Genomic DNA, 19,765 nt, shown 5'->3' on the forward strand with positions numbered 1-19,765 from the left:
ATTGATTTAAGAATCTTTTTAACACCGGAGAACGCACAATGAAAAGCCACACCCTTGCCGCTACGGCAGTCTGTACCCTCTCGCTCCTGGCGCTTAGCCTGTCATCTGCCCATGCCGCCCCGACGCAAATCAACGCGTTATTTATGACCCAGGCGGCGTACAGCGAAAATGATATCCGTGCCATGACCGCCGATTTTAGCAAACAGCACCCGGACATCACCGTTAACCTGGAGTTCGTCCCTTACGAAGCGCTGCACGATAAAATCGTCGCCGCGCGCGGCGCCGGGAGCAACGGCTACGATGTGGTGCTGTTCGACGCCATCTGGCCGGCGGAATTCACCAAATTCGGTCTGTTGCAAGACGTGACTTCGCGCATCAGCGCCGACGACAGCGCCAAAATCTTTGCCGGTGCCATGACCACCGTCACCTATAAGGACAAGCGCTGGGGCATGCCGTGGATCCTCGACACCAAATACCTGTATTACAACAAAGCCATGCTGGCCAAGGCCGGGATTGCCGCTCCGCCGAAAACCTGGCAGGAACTGGCGCAGCAGGCAGAAATTCTCAAGCAGAAGAACCTGGTCAAATATCCGCTGGTGTGGAGCTGGTCACAGGCCGAAGCGCTGGTTTGCGACTACACCACCCTGGTGTCCGCCTATAAGGGGCAGTTTATCCAGCAGGGGAAAATCACTTTCTCCAGCCCCGGTTCACTGCAGGCCGTCGACTATATGAAAGCCTCACTGGATAAGGGGCTGACCAATCCGAACTCCCGCGAGTATCTGGAAGAGGACGTGCGTAAGGCGTTTTCCAACGGTGACGCGGCCTTCGCCCTTAACTGGACCTACATGTACAACATGGCCAACGATCCCAAGCAAAGCAAAGTGGCCGGTGACGTCGGGATCGTGCCAGCTCCGGGATCGGTGGCGGGTCAGGTCTCTGCGGTTAACGGTTCGATGGGGCTGGGCATCGCCAAGGCCAGCGCCCATCCCGATCAGGCCTGGCAATACATCAGCTACATGACCTCACAGCCGGTTCAGGACAAATACGCCAAACTGAGCCTGCCGATCTGGAAGTCGTCTTACGACGATCCGGCGGTGCAGAAGGGTCAGGAGCCGTTAATCGCCGCCGCCAAACAGTCTTTGAACGTGATGCTGTCGCGCCCTGAAACCGCCGATTACTCTCGTTTGTCCAACGGCTTGCAACAGGACTTGCAGCAAATTCTGCAGGGCAAGGTGACGCCGCAGGCCGGGCTGGATGCGGCAACACAAAGCGCTGCGCGGCTGCGTTAAACGATGACAATGCTCACTTTACCTCAACGTGAGCGGCGTCAGGCATGGGTGCTGCTGGCACCCATGCTGCTGATGATGCTGCTGTTAACCGCCTGGCCGCTGGCCCGCACCCTGTGGCTGAGCTTTACCGATGCGGCGCTGGTGGGCGACGGCGTAACCCCGGCCTGGGTCGGTGCGGATAACTTTTTCTACGCTCTGACCGATCCGGACTTCCAGGCCGCGCTGTGGCGCACGCTGTATTTCACCGTGATTTCGGTGGCATTCGAAGGGGTGATCGGCGTGCTGGTGGCGCTGCTGCTCAACCAGAAATTCCACGGCCGTAATGTTCTGCGGGTACTGGTTATTTTGCCCTGGGCGCTTCCCACCATCGTCAACGCCACGATGTGGCGGCTGAACTTCAACCCGGATTACGGCAGCATCAACGCGCTGTTAACCCAACTCGGGGTGATTGACCACTACCGCAGCTGGCTGGGTGACCCGGCCTCGGCGCTCAACGCGGTGATGCTGGCGGACATCTGGAAGAACTACCCGCTGATTACCCTGCTGACGCTGGCGGCGTTGCAATCAATCCCGGACGATTTGTACGAAGCGGCGCGACTGGACGGTGCCTCAGCCTGGCGACGCTTCCGGGCCATCACCCTGCCCGCCATTCTGGCCCCGCTGGCGGTGGCGCTGGTGCTGCGAACCATTGATGCCTTCAAGGTGTTCGACATCATTTACGTGATGACGCGCGGTGGCCCCATGGACAGCACCAAGACCCTCAGCTTCTTCGTTTATCAGGAGTCGTTCAGCTATCTGCGGGCCGGCAGCGGTGCAGCCTATGCGGTATTGATGACCTTGCTATGCGGCCTGCTGATCGCGTTGTACATGCTGATGCTGTTCCGCCAACGCAGAAGGAGCCTCGCCGATGAAGCGTAAAATCCGCCTGGTATTGGGCTACGGTGCTGCGTTACTGCTGGCGTTGTCGATCCTGGCGCCGATGCTGTGGCTGTTTCTGATGAGCGTCAGTTCCTCGGCCGATCTGACCCGCATACCGCTGGAATGGCTGCCGCGCCACTGGGACTTTTCGCGCTATGGCCGCCTACTTTCATTACAGCCCGGCCAACCGGGTGCCCTGTTCCTGCATGCGCTGTTCAACAGCCTGCTGGTGGCCTGCGGCGCTACGCTGATTTCGCTGTTGCTGGCGATCCCGGCGGCGTTCAGCTTCTCGCGTTATCCGGGACGCGACGGTTGGCTGTTCGCCAGCCTGGCCATTTATATGGTGCCACCGGTGGCCTTTGTGCTGCCGCTGTACTTTATTTTGCAGCAGTTGGCGCTGCTGAACACCCATATCGGCCTGGTGCTGGTCTACTGCTCGCTGATCCTGCCGTTCCTCACCTGGATGCTGAAAAACCAGTTCGACGCCCTGCCGATAGACATTGAACAGGCGGCGCGGCTGGACGGACTGCGTCAGTGGCAGGTGCTGCTGCGCATTACACTGCCCTTGGCCAAACCGGCGCTGGGTGCTTCTGCGCTGTTTGGCTGGCTGCTGGCCTGGGACGAATTTTTCTATGCGCTGCTGTTCACCAGCAATATTCAGGCACAGACGCTGCCGGTGACCATCGCCGGTTTCACCGCCGGGCGCGCCACCGATGACGGGTTGATCGCCGCCGTCGGCATTCTGGCCGCCATTCCACCACTTTTCATTGCCATCTGGCTGCAAAAAACGCTGGTTAGCGGCTTAACCAGCGGTGGCAGCAAAGGCTAATTTATTCAGGGAAATTAACATGATGAGCACCAACACCCGGCCCACGCTGTACGTGGTGGGCAATATCAACGTCGATGTGATCATGAGCACCTTGCAGCAGTGGCCGCAAAAAGGCACCGAGGCAATGTTGGATCACAGCGAACTGCGCCCCGGCGGTTCGGCCGGTAACTGCGCACTGGCGCTGGCGGCGCTGGAAACCCCTTACCGGCTGGTGGCCAATCAGGGCAACGACTATTTCAGCCCGTGGCTGGCACAGCTGTTCCCGGAAAGCTCGCTGTACTGGCCGACCTACAGCTGTGAAACCTCGCTGACCTTCGGTGTCACCCATCCCGACAACGAGCGTACCTTTTTCAGCAATCAGGGCCATATTACCCGCCTGAGTCAGGACGATGTGTTGCATCAAGTCCCACTGTTTGCCGGTAATGGTGACACCATTTTGCTGTGCGGCACCTTCCTGTGTACCACCCTGTTGGCAGAATATCCGGCACTGCTGCAAACCCTGCGCCAGCGCGGCTATCGCATTGCGGTTGATACCGGCTGGCCGCCGCAGGGCTGGAGCGATGAGCTGCGCGGGCAGATCGCCGACTGGCTGCCGTTCTGCGACATCCTGTTGCTCAATGAAGTGGAAACCTGTGGCATGGCGGGTCATGAAGATGTGTACACCGCCGCCCGTACTCTGAACCGGCAACAACCGGCAGATGCCGCCTGCGTGGTGAAATGCGGCCCGGACGGCGCACGCATGTGGTGCGGCGAACGGCAGTTGCAGGCAGCGGCACACCCGATCAAGGTGGTCGACACCATTGGAGCCGGTGACAGTTTTAACGCTGGTTTCCTGACCGCTTGCCTGCACGGTCATTCGGCTGCGGTAGCGCTGCGCTGGGGCATCCGCGCCGCCAGCCATGCTATCAGCAGTTCGCCACGCCAGTATCTGGACTGGAACACGCTGAAAACCTGCGCCGGAGAAATGGTCTGATGGCAAGTGTCGAACTGGTAAAAGTCGCCAAATACTATGGCAAGCAGCGGGTGCTGAATCCGTTGGATCTGACTATCCCCGACGGCAGCTTTACCGTGCTGGTTGGCCCGTCCGGCTGCGGCAAGTCCACCCTGCTGCGGCTGCTGGCCGGGCTCGATACGCTGACCGAGGGGGCGATCCTGCTGGATAAGCAAAAGATTAACGATCTGGATCCGGCCGATCGCGATATTGCCATGGTGTTCCAAAGTTATGCGCTCTACCCACACCTGACGGTAGCGGAAAACATGGCGTTCCACATGCAGGTGATGAAGGTCGCCAAAAGCGAACAACAGGCCAAGGTCCTGCAAGCAGCGCGCATTTTGGCAATCGACCCTCTTTTACAACGCTATCCGAGAGAACTGTCCGGTGGCCAACGCCAGCGAGTGGCGATGGGCCGTGCCATGGTGCGGAACCCGAAAGTCTTTTTATTCGATGAACCGCTGTCCAACCTCGACGCCCAGTTGCGGATGGAGCTGCGTGCCGAGATTAAATCACTGCATCAGCAGTTCAAAACCACCACGGTGTATGTCACCCACGACCAGATCGAAGCGATGACGCTGGCCGACCAAATCGTGGTGATGAAAGACGGCAATATCGTGCAGCAAGGCAAGCCGCTGGAGATCTACGATGCGCCCGCCAACACCTTTGTGGCGCGTTTTATCGGCTCACCGCCAATGAACCTGTTGGCAGGCATAGTCACCCCACGTGACGATCGGCCCGGTGTGGCCTGCGGTGAATTGTGGCTACCGCTGCCGGCCAAGTGGCGATTGGCGACGCCCGGCAGCCAGGTGATCCTCGGGCTGCGTCCGCATGATTTCCGTTTAGTGGAAACCAGCCAGCAGCCTGCCGCCACCTTGCGCCTGATGGAGATCACTGGCGATGTCAGCCTGCTGCACCTTACCTGGGGCGGTTATCGGCTGCATGTCCAATTCAGCGGGCGGGTCAACGCCGAAAGCGGTCAACCGCTTTGGCTGATGCCCAATACCGAGGCGATCCACCTGTTCGACGCCGCGACGGGGTTACGATTGAGTGAAAATTGAGTCGCGGATAATGCGCGAAATCTAAACCGGCAAACAACGCTGCGGGCGCTATTGCTGCGCCCGCTAATTATCACCCGATTAACCTCTTTTTAACCTCTGTGTGATGCGCTATGCTCCAAAACTCTGCCAGCGTTAACATTTTTGAAACGAGGTTTCTGTCATGCCTGCATGCTGTTTTTGCACCGCCCGGCGCACTCAGCCATGAGTTTTTTTTCACGCGCCAGCGCGCTGCCGCTGCTGGTGGCGGGCGCCTTCTTTATGGAAAACCTCGACGGCACGGTGATTGTCACGGCCATGCCGCAGATGGCGGCGGCCTTCGGCGTAAGGCCGGTGGACATGAACATTGGTATTTCGGCTTACATTCTGACGCTGACGGTGTTTATTCCTGCCAGTGGCTGGATCGCCAACCGCTTCGGCGCTCGCAATGTCTTTGCCGCCGCGGTGCTGATTTTTACCCTGGCATCGGTGCTGTGCGCCGCCAGCGTTAACCTGCCCACCTTCACCGCCGCCCGTATTCTGCAAGGCTTCGGGGGAGCGCTGATGGTGCCGGTGGGTCGCCTGGTGGTGCTACGTAACACTGCCAAACCGGATCTGATCAAGGCCATTGCCACCATTACCTGGCCGGGTCTGGTGGCACCGATCCTCGGCCCGCCGGTCGGCGGTTTTATTACCACCTACGCCTCGTGGCACTGGATCTTTATTCTTAATGTGCCGCTGGGTATCGCCGCGCTGTGGTTGGCCTGGCGGCTGATCCCGCAAGAAGCATCACAGAAAGGCGTGCCCTTTGACGCGCTCGGCTTCGTGTTGACCGGTATTGCCTGCTTCGGTCTGATGTTCGGTCTGGATTTGATCAACCACCCGCAACTTTCCTGGGTGGTGCCTGCGCTGTGTATTATCGGCAGCCTGGTATTAGGCGCACTGGCGGTTCGTCACGCCAAACGCATCGAGCACCCGCTGATCAATCTGTGGGCGATGCGCATAAAAAGTTACGCCGTCACCATTTGGGGTGGTACGCTGTTCCGCATCGCTATTGGTGCCGTGCCCTTCCTGTTGCCGTTGCTGTTCCAGATCGGTTTTGGCCTGAATGCCTTCGACGCCGGGCTGCTGGTGCTGGCGGTATTTGCCGGGAATCTGGTGATGAAGCCGTTTACCTCGGCGGTGCTGTATCGTTTTCGCTTTCGCACCACGCTGGTGGTCAATGGTTTGTTGAACGCGGCCACTATTTTCGCCTGTGCGCTGTTGACGCCGCAGACCCCGATCTGGCTGATTCTGGCGCTGCTGTTCGTCAGCGGGCTGACGCGATCCATGCAGTTCACCGCGCTCAATACGCTGGCGTTTTCCGAAGTGCCGCAGCCACAGATGAATGGCGCCAACACGCTGTTCAATGTGTCGCAGCAAATGGGCAGCGGGCTGGGTATTGCCATCGGCGCACTGGCCCTGCGGCTGGCAGAGATGCTGATGCCGCAATCAGGCGAGCGCATCCCCTTGGTCGATTTTCAGTGGGCGTTTGTGGTCATCGGCGTGATTGCCCTGCTGGCCGTGGTTGACTGCTTTACCCTAAACGCCAACGCCGGCAGCGAGGTTCGCCAGAGAAAACCCGCCGCCACGGTGCCAAACTCACCTCAACGATTGCAAAAATAAGTCGCATCTGCCACCAATCAACGTAATATCGATGATCCGCCCCGTTTCACCGGTGCGGATTTTTTGCCGTTTTGGCCTGAAAAGCGAGGTAATAATAATGATTCACAGTGACCTTTCTCAGTGCCGCGTTAACACCGATCGGTTGTTGATTGCCCCATTTACCGCAGCAGACGCCGACGATGTCTACCAGGCGATCACCCCTACCTTGACGCGCTATATGAACTTTGAGCCAGAGGCGTCGCCGGAAGCCTTTGCCAACGTTTGGCAAACCTGGCTGCCGCTGATCCGCGAAGGCGAGGAAATGATTTACATCGCCCGCCTGCGCGATACCAAACAGTTTGTCGGCATGGGCGGCGTGCACGATCTTTACAACACCACGCCTGAACTGGGCATCTGGGTGAAAGAGAACCTGCACGGCAAAGGCTATGGCCGCGAAATCGTTCACGCCATGGCGGTATGGGCAAGCGAACGTTACCACCCGCGCCACTTTATCTACCCGGTGGCCGAACAGAATACGCCAAGCCGGCGTATCGCCGAATCTCTGGGCGGCGTAGTGGCCGGCCGCCGTGAAAACACCAAATACGACTGCGTGGTCTATCACATACCACCGCAGCTTTAACTGTTATCTCCAGGGCCGGATCGAGCGGCCCAGGGTTCGCCATCACCTCTGTTAACTGTTGAAAAAACCGCCCGTCTGGCAACAGCGATGGCGGTTTTTCAGCGTGGATGCCGATAACCACTGCCACTTGAAGTTGGATTATGCTAATGCTAGTAGCATTCAGGTTAAAAACAGTTGAGGAACAGCAACATGATCATTTTTGTTACGGGTGCCACATCCGGATTTGGTGAGGCCATTACACGGCGTTTTATCCGCGAAGGCCATCAGGTGATTGCCTCTGGCCGTCGTATCGAACGTCTGGAAGAGTTGAAAGACGAGCTGGGTGAAGCATTGCATATCGTCCGTCTCGACGTGCGTAATCGTGCGGCCATTCAGCAGGTGATTGATGACCTGCCCACGGCGCTGCGCCACATTGACATACTGGTGAACAATGCCGGGCTGGCGCTGGGTCTGGAGCCGGCACACAAGGCCAATGCCGACGACTGGGAAACCATGATCGACACCAACACCAAAGGCCTGGTCAATATGACCCGCGCCCTGCTACCGGACATGGTCGAACGCAACATTGGCCACGTAATCAACATCGGCTCGGTCGCAGCCAACTGGCCGTATGCCGGTGGCAACGTGTATGGCGCAACCAAAGCCTTCGTCAAACAGTTCAGCCTCGGTCTGCGTGCCGATCTGCACGGTACCCGCATCCGTGTGACCGATATTGAGCCGGGCCTGGTGGGCGGCACCGAATTTTCCAACGTGCGCTTCAAAGGCGACGACGGCAAGGTGGATAAGGTCTATGACGGCGCCAATGCGCTGACGCCGGAGGATATCGCCGAGTCAGTGTTCTGGGTCGCAACCCTGCCGGCCCACGTCAACATTAACTCGCTGGAAATCATGCCGGTCAGCCAATCCTTTGCCGGGTTGAATATCCACCGCGAGTCTTAATCCTGAGCGGCAGGGCCTGCCCCTGCCGTCGTTTCTCAGGCCGCACGCCAGCCGGAAACGATGATCAGCATGCCCGCCAGGGCCACTCCGGCCCCCAGCCAGTCCAGCGCCGATAATTTCACTCCGTCCACGACCCGCAGCCACAGTAACGCCGTCGCCACATAGACCCCACCATAGGCCGCGTAAACCCGCCCACTGGCCGCCGGGTGCAGCGTCAACAACCAGACAAACAGCATCAGACTGGCCGCTGCCGGCAACAGTAACCAGGCACTGGCGCTTTTTTTCAGCCACAAATAGGGCAAGAAACAGCCGATGATCTCGGCCAGTGCGGTGGCAAAAAATAACAGGGTGGTCTTTAACATGGGGAAACTTTCTCTCTGTAAACTAAACAAGGCCGTGCTTGACTGGTGCAGTCCGACAGCGCGATGGTATATTTATCAACACGCCTGCGGGCGCGGCAAAGCCAGTGTTGCCGTTATCAGGCAACACTAACTCATAAGGATGAAACGATGAAAACACTTTCGACTCAACGACTGCTGCGCGGGATGCTGCCGGTCGCCATGCTGATGCTGATGGGTGCCTGGCAGGCTCCGGCGCTGGCCGCCAGCTGCACTCAGGGCAGCACCTGCGTTACCGTCGATGGCAGCAACAGCGGCGCCATGAGTACCGAAGCAGCCCGTCAGAGCAAACAGCAGTTTAACGATACCAAATCCCTGCGCAACAAGGTTAACACCCGCGTGGAGAAAGAGTTCGACAAGGTAGACAAGGCAATTGACAGCGAAGAGCGCTGCGATGATAGCCTGAACGTTAACGCTTACTGGGAACCCAACACCCGTAAATGTCTGGATCGCCAGACCGGCCGTCAGATTAATCCTTAATCTGGTCGTAGCAAGGCGGTGGCCGTTACCCTACGCCACCGTAGCTGCTATCCTGACAAAGGAAGCTCATTTTCAAATAAGGACGAATGGATGAAAAAAGCACTTATCTTGGGTGCGCTGCTGATGGCCGCTGCGCCGTTGGCCGCCCTGGCCTCATGCGAAAGCGTGAAGGCCGACATTTCGCAGAAAATCGTCAAAAACGGCGTGCCTGAATCTGGTTTCAAACTGGATATCGTACCGAACGATCAGGCCCAACAGGCCGGTGGCCTGGTCGTTGGCCACTGCGAAAATGACACGCAGAAGATTGTTTATACTCGCCTTGGCAACGGCGATGACAACGGTGATGCGGCTCAGACCGGCACCAGCCAGGATACAAAAACCTCGCAATAGTTACCGTCCAGGGCGCTCTGTGCGCCCTTTCCTTGTTATTTATGCCTGTTCCGCCTCTTCTCCCTCACCCTGTGGCCGATGCCGCGCGGGGATCAGCATCGCCGCCGCCAGTGCCAGCAATGACAACAGTGCAGAAACCAAAAACACCCAATGCAACGAAGCGGCAACCTGCTGCGTCATGCCCGCCAGTAGTTCCGGCGTCATTGCACTACGCGCAGCCGGTTCCATCAGTTGTTGTACCGGATCGGTCGTTTGCGGCAGACGAATCTGCAAGTTGATGTTCAGCGTCGCACCCAAGATAGCGGTACCAATGGCCGACCCCATCATCCGGGTAAACACCGTGCAGGCGGTGGCAATGCCGCGGATGCTGTGGTGAGCGGCGTTCTGCACCGAAACCAGAAACGTGGTGTTGCACAACCCCATACCGGCACCGACCATAAACGCCGCTACCCGTCCCCACAATAAACCGCCTGTCGGCTGCAGCAACAACAAAATCAGGCCACCGGCCAGTAATAACAACGCCCCCAGTAGCGCCGTGGTGCGATAAGATGTCATCAGCATCAGTCGGCCGCTGAAGGTACTGGCCAGCGGCCAGCCAATCGACATTAGCGCCAGCGTGGTACCGGCCTCCAAAGGTGTTCCGCCCATCACGCCCTGAATAAAGGTCGGCAGAAAGGCGCTGATGCCCATCATCGCCGCGCCAATCACCAGACCGCCAATATTGCCGGCGACGATCACCCGGCTTTGCCATAACGCCAGCGGAAATAGTGGCTCCGGCGCTCGTCGTTCCTGGCGGATTAGCAACATCAGCGAGACCGCCGCCAACGCCAACAACGGCAGCACCCACCAACCGAGATTTTCTGCCTGTAGCAGTGACAGCAGCAGCGCGGTAACAAACAGCGTCAACCAGGCGGTCCCCGCCAGATCCAGCGCGTGTTTACGCACCGGCTGGCGAGAAGGCAGATAACGAGCCAGGAGAAACATCGCCAGCAGACCAATCGGCAAGTTGACCCAGAATACTAACGCCCAGGGCAAGTGCTGGACGATAAACGCCCCCAGCAACGGCCCAATAATCGCCGACACGCCCCAAACGCTGGAAATATAGCCCATCACCTTCGGCCGCTCGGTAGGGCTGTAGATATCACCAATAATGGTGGTCGCTGTTGGCATAATCGCCCCGGCCCCCAGCCCCTGCAACAGTCGAAAGCCGATCAGCCAGTACATGTTAGGCGAGAAACCGCACAGTACCGAACCCAGTAAAAACAGCGATGCACCAAAGAAAAATACCCGTTTGCGCCCCAGCAGATCCGCCAGCCGACCATAAATGGGAATGGTGATGGCCTGCGCCAACAGATAGACCGCGAATACCCAACCAAGCAGGGAAAAACCGCCAAGATCGCCGATGATGGTTGGCATCGCCGTGGCGACAATGGTCGCTTCTATGGCCGACATGAACATCGCCAACATGCAGGCGATCAGAATTAGGGGACGATGAGCAAGTGGAGCAGGTGTGTCGTTATTTGTCATAGCGTTATTACAAACCATGGATTCTTCTTTGCCTTAAATTATACCAGCCGGAATAGAGGTTGCCGTTACCGGTGTCTACTTCCCTGTTTTTACTGGCTATAAACGCACCATTTGAACAAAATGTGACACCGTAACAAAAACGCCACTCATGGCTCGCCGTAACGAATAAACCGCGAGCCTGTCTGCGGATCTGTAAAGATTCTCTGGCCTTCGGCCGGGCCGGCAAGCACAATGCTCAGCTGAACCTTTCATTTTTCTCACGATTTTACTGACGCATGAAACGATTGGTCCACCTGCACCACTATCGCGCCCTGCTGCGCCGCCTGTTTATCGCCATCTTTCTTGGTATTGCCGCTGCGTTGGTGGTCTGGCTGTTTCACCGTGCGATGCTCGGGCTGGAATGGTTACTGCTCGATCATGGAGAAGGTAGCCTGGTGGCCGCCGCCGCCGCGTTGCCGGGCTGGCGCAGAGCGCTAACCCCGGCGTTGGGCGGGCTGGCGGCAGGCCTGCTGTTGTGGGTTTATCAGCGCTATCAGCACCAGCGGCAGGTTGCCCCCACTGACTATATGGAAGCAATTGAAACCGGTGATGGCCGCCTGGACGTCAGCGCCAGCCTGGTGAAATGTCTGGCCTCACTGCTGGTGGTCTCCAGTGGCAGCGCTATCGGCCGCGAAGGCGCGATGATCCTGTTGGCGGCACTGGTCGGTTCGGTCTTTGCCCAGCGCTTCACCCATGAGAAAGAGTGGAAACTGTGGGTGGCCTGCGGAGCCGCAGCCGGTATGGCCAGCGCTTATCATGCCCCACTGGCCGGCAGTCTGTTTATCGCCGAAATTCTGTTTGGCACACTGATGCTGGCCTCGCTGGGGCCGGTGGTGATTGCCGCCGTCAGCGCCCTGCTGGTAACCAATTTGCTCAACGGCGGTCAGGCACCGCTGTATCTGGTAGAACCGCTACCTGCGCCCTGGCCGGTACAATATCTGTTGATGGCGCTACTCGGCGTTTTGGCTGGTGTCTGCGGCCCGTTGTTCCTGTGGGCGATGTCTTCTTCCGGTCGCGCATTCCGTTCGCTACGGCTAAAACCGCCGCTGCAATTGGCGCTGGGTGGGTTGATTGTCGGGCTGCTGTCGCTGCTGTTTCCTGAGGTGTGGGGCAATGGCTACAGTGTGGTGCAGTCGTTGCTCAGTGCGCCGCCCGGCGTATTGCTGGTTGGTGCCATTCTGATCTGCAAGTTGCTGGCGGTGCTCGCCAGCAGTGGCTCCGGGGCGCCTGGCGGTGTGTTCACGCCAACGCTGTTTGTCGGGGCGGCGCTCGGCTCGGTGGTTGGGCAATTCTGCGCCATCTGGCCGGAGCTGGGCAGTGCGGTGCCGATTTTGATGGCGTTAACCGGCATGGCAACGCTGTTGGCGGCCACCACCCACGCGCCCATTATGGCTGCGCTGATGGTGTTCGAAATGACCGGTGAATATACCCTGCTACCGGGTATTCTGTTGGCCTGTGTGATCGCCACCACCGTCTCACGCGGTTTACGTTCGGTATCGGTCTATCACAATGCCTAACGGTTTAGCAGTGGCGATATATCCAGATAACGCGCCAGTTCACGCTGTTCGGCGCGTGGCAGATAAGGAATTTCACCCAGCAGCGGCGCAGGAATGCGTTGCTGCATCGCATCGATAGTTTCGGCGTAGTGTGCCAGCCCAGGATTGATGCGGTTCGCGACCCAACCCAGCAGCGGCAAGCCGTCATTGATGATCGCCTGCGCCGTTAATAAAGCGTGGCTGACGCAGCCCAGTTTGATCCCCACCACCAAAACCACCGGCAGTTGTTCCTGAATGACCCATTCGGCGTAAGGCCGCATATCGTTCATCAACACGCGCCAGCCGCCACTCCCTTCTACCACCACGGTATCGGCTTTGGTGGACAAATGTTGTAGCCCACTGCTCATCACGCCGTAGTTGATATCCTTGGTAGGCTGCGCGTGAAAGACTTCTTCCAGACAGGTAATGGGATTAATTTCCTGGTACGACAGCGGCAGGGTCGAAGATGCCTGCAACACCAAAGCGTCTTTATTGCGAAGGCCTTCGCTGGTTTCCTGACAGCGCGCAGCGACAGGTTTGTAGCCGGCCACTGAACGGCCCTGCGCAGCAAGCGCCTGTAATAATGCGCGGGAAACCACGGTTTTACCGACATCGGTATCCGTACCTGTAACAAATAAACGCGTTAACATGAATTAATTGCCCCGAGATGCAGCGTTAACCAAAAAAGTCGCCAAGAATGTGGCGAAAACGACGAACGGGAAAAGTCTAGAGGATGCCGGGGGGACGGGGCTTGAGGTAGCTCAACCTTTTGTCGTTAAACGATAAGAATTACTGATTGATGTCAGCCTTGCAGCAACTGCACCAGTAGCGAACCGTTGTATAACGCTTCTTTCACCAGTGCCGCGCCAGGCATGGTGCCTTTATTGAAAAACTGAGTGGACTCCACCTGAACCTGCTCACTGTAGGCCGGGAGCGACTGCTGACGAATACAGGAGGCAATGGCCGGATGCAGAATTTCTGCCGCCCGGTTCAGCGGGGAACCGACCAGGATTTTTTCCGGATTGAACAGATTAACCATGATCGCCAGAATGCGGCCCACGCTGTGTCCCACTCCAAGGATAATGTCTTTCGCCAGCTGGTCGCCCGCCAGCGCCGCATCGCATAAAGACTCGACCGTCAGCGGTGCATCGTGCAGGCTGGAACTCATTGAACTGCCGAGACGCGCACGGGCAATTTCCAGCATATTCTCGATGCTGGCGACGGTTTCCAGGCAACCATGATTGCCGCAGTAACAGCGTTTGCCGTAAGGATCGACCTGAGTATGGCCAATCTCGACCACGCTGCGGCTACCGGCATGCAGCACCCTGCCACCGGTGATCACCCCAGCGCCAACGTTGTGGTCGATCACCACCTGAATCACGTTTTGGCTGCCGCGCGATGCACCGTATAAGGCTTCGGCCATGGTCCAGGCGCTGATGTCGTGCTGCAAATAGACCGGCAGACCGGTACGCGTTTCCAGCGCCGGGCCTAACGGCATATCTTCGACGTCGTAAAACGGCATGCGGTGCACCACGCCGGAAATTGCGTCAACCATGCCCGGCAGCGTAATGGCGATCGCCGTCAGCCGTTCAAGCTTGCTTTGATGACGGATAAAGAACTGGTCAACCTCAGCAAGAATGCGTTTTAACAGTGGGTCGGGGTGTTCAGCGGCCAGTGGCAACAACTCTTCCACCACCAGTTTGCTGCTGATATCGCGCAGCGCCAGGGTAATGGTGCCACGGCTGATGCGGGCGGAAAGGTAGTGCCAGGCTTCGGTGTCCAGCACCAGCCCAACCGCCGGACGGCCACGGCTGCCGACTTCCTGGAACTCGGTTTCTTTAACCAGATGGGCTTCCAGCAGTTCGCGTACGATTTTGGTGATACTGGCGGGGGCGAGCTGCGCCCGTTTTGACAGTTCGATGCGCGAAATTGGGCCCAGTTGATCGATTAACCGATAAACTGCCCCTGCATTTGTTTGCTTGATTTGATCGATATGCCCAGGCTGCCCAACCGCAATCACAAACCTGCTCCTACTATTTTTCGCGCTTCTAAATAAAGACTATCGGCTATGGTGGGGCTTTTGTAATACAGCGTCAACTATTTGATTCGTTATGTGATTTGCTGCACAAATTCACCCCGCTTTCACTGCGGATTGCGTTTTATTTGCCCAGTTGGCTTTCAGGGCAACAGCAACGCCATCAGGGATTTGGCCGCTGCCGTCAGGGGGCGTTGACGATGATGCACCAACCAAACTTCGGTCATCGCCTCAGGTTCCGCCAGCGGTAAATATTGCACGCCGTCGATTTTAACCCGCGCGAAAGACGCCGGCAGAATCGAGATGCCCAATCCGGAGGAGACCAGGCCGATAATGGTCATCGCCTCGCCGACTTCCTGGGTGATATAAGGGGTGATCCCCGCTTTGGCCAGCAGCGCCAAGATCTCGTCATGCAGCGCGGTTCCCACTTCACGCGAGAAAAAAACAAAGGGTTCTTCCGCCAGATGTTGGAAGCGCAGCGTACCGGGTGCCACATGGGTTAACGGGTGCCCTTCCGGCACCACCGCCACCAAGGGTTCACACAGTAAAAGCTGATGCTTTAACACGTCCGGTAAGCGCGTGTTGCGCATCACGCCCAGATCCAGCTCGCCATTAAGTAAGGGTTCGATCTGCTGCTTGGTGTTCACTTCGCGCATCTTGATGTGCACCTGTGAGTGCTGCTGACGAAAAGCTCGCAGGCTGCGCGATACCACGCTGATAAAGGGGGCCGAAGAGGTGAAACCTATGGTCAATTCGCCCAGTTCACCGCGTTCCAACCGCGCCGCTTTCTCGGCAGCGCGACTCACCTGATCGAGCACCTGATAGGCCTCTTTCAGAAACATTTCGCCCGCCTGCGTCAGGCTGACATTGCGGTTATTGCGCGCCAGCAGGCGTGCGCCGACCATGTCCTCCAGCGCCTGGATCTGCTGGCTGAGCGGTGGCTGGGAGATGCGCAGACGTTCTGCGGCACGACCAAAATGCAACTCTTCCGCCACGGCGACAAAATAACGCAGATGCCTCAATTCAATATTCATACTTTAAACATCTCAATTTTAATTATTAATATATTAGACAAAAAACTGCCCTCTCCCTATGATTTTGTTAACCAAAGATGTGCTTGTTTAACCCCATGTTCGGTAAGGAAAGACTGTGACAACCCCTGTGCGTTCTGCGGCCGGTATGCCGTCGACGCTGGCCGCCAACGACGATGCGGCTGCTGCGCCAAAAACCCGACGCTCCACCCTTAACAAACTTCCCTACATCGAACGCGGAACGCCGCAGTTTATGCGCGTCACTTTGGCGTTGTTTTCCGCCGGTCTGGCTACTTTCGCCTTGCTGTATTGCGTGCAACCGATCCTGCCGGTTCTGTCTCAGGACTTCGGCATCTCCCCGGCGGAAAGCAGCCTGTCGCTGTCGGTTTCCACCGGGCTATTGGCGATCGGTCTGATGTTTACCGGCCCGCTGTCCGACGCCATCGGCCGTAAATCAGTGATGGTGGTGGCGCTGCTGCTGGCGGCTATTTGCACCCTGATTTGTGCCTTTATGACCAGTTGGCATGGCATTCTGCTGATGCGCGCGCTGATAGGCCTTTCACTCAGTGGCGTCGCCGCCGTTGGCATGACCTACCTGAGTGAAGAAATCCATCCCAGCTTTGTCGCCTTTTCGATGGGGCTGTATATCAGCGGTAACTCCATCGGCGGCATGAGCGGCCGCCTGGTGACGGGGGTACTGACCGACTTCTTCTCCTGGCGGGTATCGCTGGCGGTGATTGGCCTGTTCGCGCTGGGCGCTGCCTGCATGTTTTGGCGTATATTGCCCGAATCAAAACATTTTCGTGCCAGTTCGTTGCGCCCGCGCACCCTGCTGATTAACTTCCGCCTGCATTGGCATGACAAAGGCTTACCACTGCTGTTTGCCGAAGGTTTTCTGCTGATGGGCAGCTTTGTCACCATGTTCAACTATATCGGCTACCGCTTGCTGTCGGATCCTTATCACCTCAGCCAGGCGATAGTCGGTCTGCTGTCGGTGGTATACCTGACCGGTTCCTACAGCTCCCCCAAGGCCGGTGCCATGACCTCCCGTTTTGGTCGTGGGCCGGTACTGTTGGCGTCGACCCTGATTATGCTGATCGGGATCCTGATTACCGCCCTGGCACCGGTAGCGGTTATTTTTATCGGCATGATGCTGTTCACCGCCGGTTTCTTTGCTGCCCATTCGGTTGCCAGCAGTTGGATTGGTCGCCGCGCGCGCCGCGCCAAGGGCCAGGCATCTTCACTTTACCTGTTCTGTTATTACGTGGGTTCCAGCGTCGCCGGTACCCTCGGCGGCGTGTTCTGGCACAGTTTCGGCTGGAATGGCGTGGTGGCCTTTATCAGCATGATGCTGTTGTTGGCCCTGTTGGTCGTGCATTACCTGAAGAAACTGCCGGAAGCGGCCCGCGTTTAACCCCTGCTTACCGCCTGCCTCTTGTGCAGGCGTAAAACCTCTGCCAGGCTGGACCACGCGGTATTCCTGCTCACACCGCTGCTGATGTTGCCCTTTCGTTTGCGCCTCTCTTATTGTATGTTGTAACTAAAATAGGAGTGTGTGATGGATAAATACGGTTTAATAGGTAGGATGAATGCTTGCTTCAGCGAACTGGAACAGGCACTGACGGGCCTCCACCAGCAGATCCAGCCATTGCGCCTGCTGGCAGGACGGGTGTTTAGCCTGCCCGAAATCGAGAAAGGCAAGGAGCATGACGCGGTGGCACAGATTGCCGTCGAACAGCATGTTGGCCTGGCCGCACGCGATTTGGCGCTGGAGCACTATCAGCGGCTGTTTATCCATCACAACAAGCACAACGTCAGTAGCAAAGCGGCAGTGCGCCTGCCCGGTGTGATTTGCCTGGCGGTGGAACAGCCAGAATACCTGGCGCTGCAACAGCAAATTGCCCTGATTAACCGGCTGAAGGCCGAGCTGGAGCAAATTATCACCGTCGACTCCGGCCTGGCACCAGAGCAACGCTTTGACTTTGTCCACACTCACCTGCATGGCTTAATCACCCTTAGCGCCTATCGTACCCTCACCCTTGTAACCAATCCGGATTCGGTGCGTTTTGGCTGGGCCAACAAGCATATTATCAAGAACGTGAAACGCGACGATATTCTGGCTCAATTGGAAAAAAGCCTGAAGGCAGGACGCGCGGTACCACCACATAATCGCGAGCAGTGGGCCGAACTGGTCAGCCGAGAGATCGACGACGTCAACCGCCTGCCACAGCAGGCAGTGCTGAAAATCAAACGGCCGGTAAAAGTGCAACCCATCGCCCGGGTGTGGTATCAGCCGCAGCAAAAACAGGTGCAACACCCCTGCCCACTGCCACTGATTGCCCTGTGCCAGGTAGAAAACGGCGCTCAGGTGCCAAAAATTGGCGAATTGCTCAATTACGACGCCGCGGCGGTCAAACATAAATACAAACCCGATGCCAGACCGCTGCGGCTGCTGGTCAAACGGCTGCATTTATATACCGACGTTCCTACTCGCTGAGGCTGTACACCCGCAGACGATGAACATCCGGCTCCAGGCATTTCTCTCAATAAAAAAGGCTTACCTCAAGTAAGCCCTTTGCTACCGGTGCTATCAATTACTTCTTCATGCTGCCGACCATATCTTCCGGGCGCACCCACAGGTCGAATTCCTCTTCGGTCAGGTAGCCCAGCTTCAGCGCCGAGGCTTTCAGCGTCAGGCCTTCCTTGTGCGCTTTCTTGGCGATTTCTGCCGCTTTGTCATAACCAATATGGGTATTGAGCGCGGTCACCAGCATCAGTGACTCATTCAGCAACTGGCTGATACGGTCACGGTTAGGTTCGATGCCCACCGCACAGTGCTCATTAAAGCCCTGCATACCGTCGGCCAGCAGGCGAATGGACTGTAAATAGTTGTGGATCACCATCGGTCGGAACACGTTTAACTCAAAGTTGCCGGAAGCGCCGCCGATATTCACCGCGACGTCGTTGCCCAGCACCTGCGCGCACAGCATGGTCATCGCTTCGCACTGGGTTGGGTTGACCTTGCCCGGCATGATGGAACTGCCCGGTTCATTTTCCGGAATAGAAATTTCCCCAATGCCGCAACGCGGGCCGGAGGATAACCAGCGTACATCGTTGGCAATTTTCATCAGCGAAGCCGCCAGCCCTTTCAGCGCGCCGTGGCCGTGCACCAACGCGTCGCAGGTGGCCAACGCTTCAAATTTATTGGGGGCGGTAACAAACGGCTGCCCGGTCAGGTCGGCCAGCGCTTTGGCAACGCGAACCGCGTATTCCGGATGGGTATTCAGCCCAGTCCCCACGGCGGTACCGCCCAACGCCAGTTCGCAGATATGCGGGATGCTGGCTTCAATGTGCTGCAGGTTATGCGCCAGCATGGCTGCCCAACCGGAAATCTCCTGGCCGAGGGTCAGCGGGGTTGCGTCCTGCAAATGGGTGCGTCCAATTTTGACGATATCGCGGTAGGCCTCTGCCTTGTCGCTCAGGGTTTTATGCAGCACTTTCAGTTCGGGGATCAGATGCTCACGCACCGCGATCACCGCGGCTACATGCATCGCGGTCGGGAACACGTCGTTTGAACTCTGGCTCTTGTTGACGTCGTCGTTCGGGTGCACCCGACGTTCTTCGCCACGCACCCCGCCCAACAGCTCACTGGCGCGGTTGGCCAGCACTTCATTCATGTTCATGTTGGTCTGGGTACCGGAACCGGTTTGCCAAATCGACAAGGGGAATTCATTGGCATGCTGATCCGCCAGCACTTCATCGGCGGCGCTGATAATGGCATTGGCACGCTCGGCAGGCAGTAAACCCAGGTCCATATTCACGCTGGCCGCCGCGCGTTTGGTCAACGCCAGCGCATGGAGCAAGGCGGTCGGCATCTTTTCAGAAGAGATGCGGAAGTGCTCCAGAGAACGCTGAGTTTGCGCTCCCCATAGCCGATCGGCCGGCACTTCAATCGGTCCCATAGAGTCTTTTTCAATACGAACGACTGCCATCACGATCTCCTTAGTACAATTCCTAAAAATGTACGATTACGCCAACGCGCT

Annotated in this window: 19 protein-coding genes; 13 read left to right on the forward strand and 6 right to left on the reverse strand. The window is 57.6% G+C overall.

Annotated features, from left to right (window positions below; all coding sequences use genetic code 11):
• Positions 1–38 precede the first annotated feature (38 nt).
• The 8 genes from OCH02_RS06175 (at position 39) to ydfG (ending at position 8,287) form a co-directional block, all read left to right on the forward strand.
• The gene (locus OCH02_RS06175) at positions 39–1,289 is read left to right on the forward strand and encodes an extracellular solute-binding protein (RefSeq protein WP_261430415.1); all 1,251 of its coding nucleotides are present in this window, start codon (positions 39–41) and stop codon (positions 1,287–1,289) included.
• A gap of 9 nt (positions 1,290–1,298) precedes the next feature.
• Positions 1,299–2,207 (forward strand): carbohydrate ABC transporter permease, encoded by a 909-nt coding sequence (locus tag OCH02_RS06180; protein WP_261430416.1) that lies wholly within the window; start codon positions 1,299–1,301, stop codon positions 2,205–2,207.
• Positions 2,197–3,036 carry a carbohydrate ABC transporter permease gene (locus OCH02_RS06185; RefSeq protein ID WP_261430417.1) on the forward strand — a complete coding sequence of 280 codons (840 nt, stop codon included), beginning with the start codon at positions 2,197–2,199 and terminating at the stop codon, positions 3,034–3,036. The genes OCH02_RS06180 and OCH02_RS06185 overlap by 11 nt, the downstream gene beginning before the upstream one ends.
• A 19-nt stretch (positions 3,037–3,055) precedes the next feature.
• Complete coding sequence (locus OCH02_RS06190) at positions 3,056–4,009, forward strand: carbohydrate kinase family protein (RefSeq protein WP_261430418.1); 954 nt, start codon at positions 3,056–3,058, stop codon at positions 4,007–4,009.
• Positions 4,009–5,088 (forward strand): ABC transporter ATP-binding protein, encoded by a 1,080-nt coding sequence (locus OCH02_RS06195; protein WP_261430419.1) that lies wholly within the window; start codon positions 4,009–4,011, stop codon positions 5,086–5,088. Before OCH02_RS06190 ends, OCH02_RS06195 begins: the two co-directional genes overlap by 1 nt.
• A 201-nt stretch (positions 5,089–5,289) precedes the next feature.
• Positions 5,290–6,729, forward strand: a complete 1,440-nt coding sequence (locus tag OCH02_RS06200) for an MFS transporter (protein ID WP_261430420.1) — start codon at positions 5,290–5,292, stop codon at positions 6,727–6,729.
• Positions 6,730–6,826: 97 nt separating this feature from the next.
• Complete coding sequence (locus OCH02_RS06205; RefSeq protein ID WP_261430421.1) at positions 6,827–7,348, forward strand: GNAT family N-acetyltransferase; 522 nt, start codon at positions 6,827–6,829, stop codon at positions 7,346–7,348.
• Positions 7,349–7,537: 189 nt separating this feature from the next.
• Positions 7,538–8,287: a bifunctional NADP-dependent 3-hydroxy acid dehydrogenase/3-hydroxypropionate dehydrogenase YdfG gene (gene ydfG / locus OCH02_RS06210; RefSeq protein ID WP_261430422.1), complete on the forward strand. Its 750-nt coding sequence runs from the start codon at positions 7,538–7,540 to the stop codon at positions 8,285–8,287.
• 35 nt (positions 8,288–8,322) lie between these two features.
• Here the strand turns inward: ydfG and OCH02_RS06215 are convergent, their stop codons facing one another.
• A complete protein-coding gene (locus tag OCH02_RS06215; protein ID WP_012145017.1) occupies positions 8,323–8,649 on the reverse strand; it encodes a YnfA family protein in 327 nt (108 codons plus the stop codon).
• Between the two features lie 147 nt (positions 8,650–8,796).
• Between OCH02_RS06215 and OCH02_RS06220 the strand changes: the two genes are divergently transcribed.
• Positions 8,797–9,165: a DUF1283 family protein gene (locus tag OCH02_RS06220; protein ID WP_012145016.1), complete on the forward strand. Its 369-nt coding sequence runs from the start codon at positions 8,797–8,799 to the stop codon at positions 9,163–9,165.
• A 90-nt stretch (positions 9,166–9,255) separates the two neighbouring features.
• On the forward strand, positions 9,256–9,555 hold the full coding sequence (locus OCH02_RS06225; RefSeq protein ID WP_017892728.1) for a DUF1161 domain-containing protein: 300 nt from the start codon (positions 9,256–9,258) through the stop codon (positions 9,553–9,555).
• Positions 9,556–9,594: 39 nt separating this feature from the next.
• Here OCH02_RS06225 and OCH02_RS06230 read toward each other — a convergent pair whose 3' ends face one another.
• Positions 9,595–11,082: an MDR family MFS transporter gene (locus OCH02_RS06230; protein ID WP_261430423.1), complete on the reverse strand. Its 1,488-nt coding sequence runs from the start codon at positions 11,080–11,082 to the stop codon at positions 9,595–9,597.
• A 275-nt stretch (positions 11,083–11,357) separates the two neighbouring features.
• Here OCH02_RS06230 and clcB point away from each other — a divergent pair, with 275 nt between their 5' ends.
• Complete coding sequence (gene clcB, locus OCH02_RS06235) at positions 11,358–12,638, forward strand: voltage-gated ClC-type chloride channel ClcB (RefSeq protein ID WP_261430424.1); 1,281 nt, start codon at positions 11,358–11,360, stop codon at positions 12,636–12,638.
• Here clcB and bioD read toward each other — a convergent pair.
• From bioD to OCH02_RS06250, 3 genes are all read right to left on the reverse strand, one after another.
• Complete coding sequence (gene bioD, locus OCH02_RS06240) at positions 12,635–13,306, reverse strand: dethiobiotin synthase (protein ID WP_261430425.1); 672 nt, start codon at positions 13,304–13,306, stop codon at positions 12,635–12,637. The genes clcB and bioD overlap by 4 nt on opposite strands.
• Before the next feature lie 152 nt (positions 13,307–13,458).
• Entirely contained in the window at positions 13,459–14,676 is a 1,218-nt protein-coding gene (locus tag OCH02_RS06245) for an ROK family transcriptional regulator (RefSeq protein WP_261430426.1), read from the reverse strand.
• A gap of 158 nt (positions 14,677–14,834) precedes the next feature.
• Positions 14,835–15,725 carry a LysR family transcriptional regulator gene (locus tag OCH02_RS06250; protein WP_261430427.1) on the reverse strand — a complete coding sequence of 297 codons (891 nt, stop codon included), beginning with the start codon at positions 15,723–15,725 and terminating at the stop codon, positions 14,835–14,837.
• Positions 15,726–15,870: 145 nt separating this feature from the next.
• On the opposite strand from OCH02_RS06250, the gene OCH02_RS06255 reads away from it, so the two are divergent.
• Together OCH02_RS06255 and tus are read left to right on the forward strand one after the other, a co-directional pair.
• The gene (locus tag OCH02_RS06255; RefSeq protein WP_261430806.1) at positions 15,871–17,136 is read left to right on the forward strand and encodes an MFS transporter; all 1,266 of its coding nucleotides are present in this window, start codon (positions 15,871–15,873) and stop codon (positions 17,134–17,136) included.
• 144 nt (positions 17,137–17,280) lie between these two features.
• A complete protein-coding gene (tus, locus tag OCH02_RS06260; protein ID WP_261430428.1) occupies positions 17,281–18,219 on the forward strand; it encodes a DNA replication terminus site-binding protein in 939 nt (312 codons plus the stop codon).
• Between the two features lie 97 nt (positions 18,220–18,316).
• Here the strand turns inward: tus and fumC are convergent, their stop codons facing one another.
• Positions 18,317–19,714: a class II fumarate hydratase gene (fumC, locus tag OCH02_RS06265; protein ID WP_261430429.1), complete on the reverse strand. Its 1,398-nt coding sequence runs from the start codon at positions 19,712–19,714 to the stop codon at positions 18,317–18,319.
• Positions 19,715–19,765 lie beyond the last annotated feature (51 nt).

Origin of the sequence: Serratia quinivorans, from assembly GCF_946227985.1 — a bacterium.
Lineage (GTDB): Bacteria > Pseudomonadota > Gammaproteobacteria > Enterobacterales > Enterobacteriaceae > Serratia > Serratia quinivorans_A.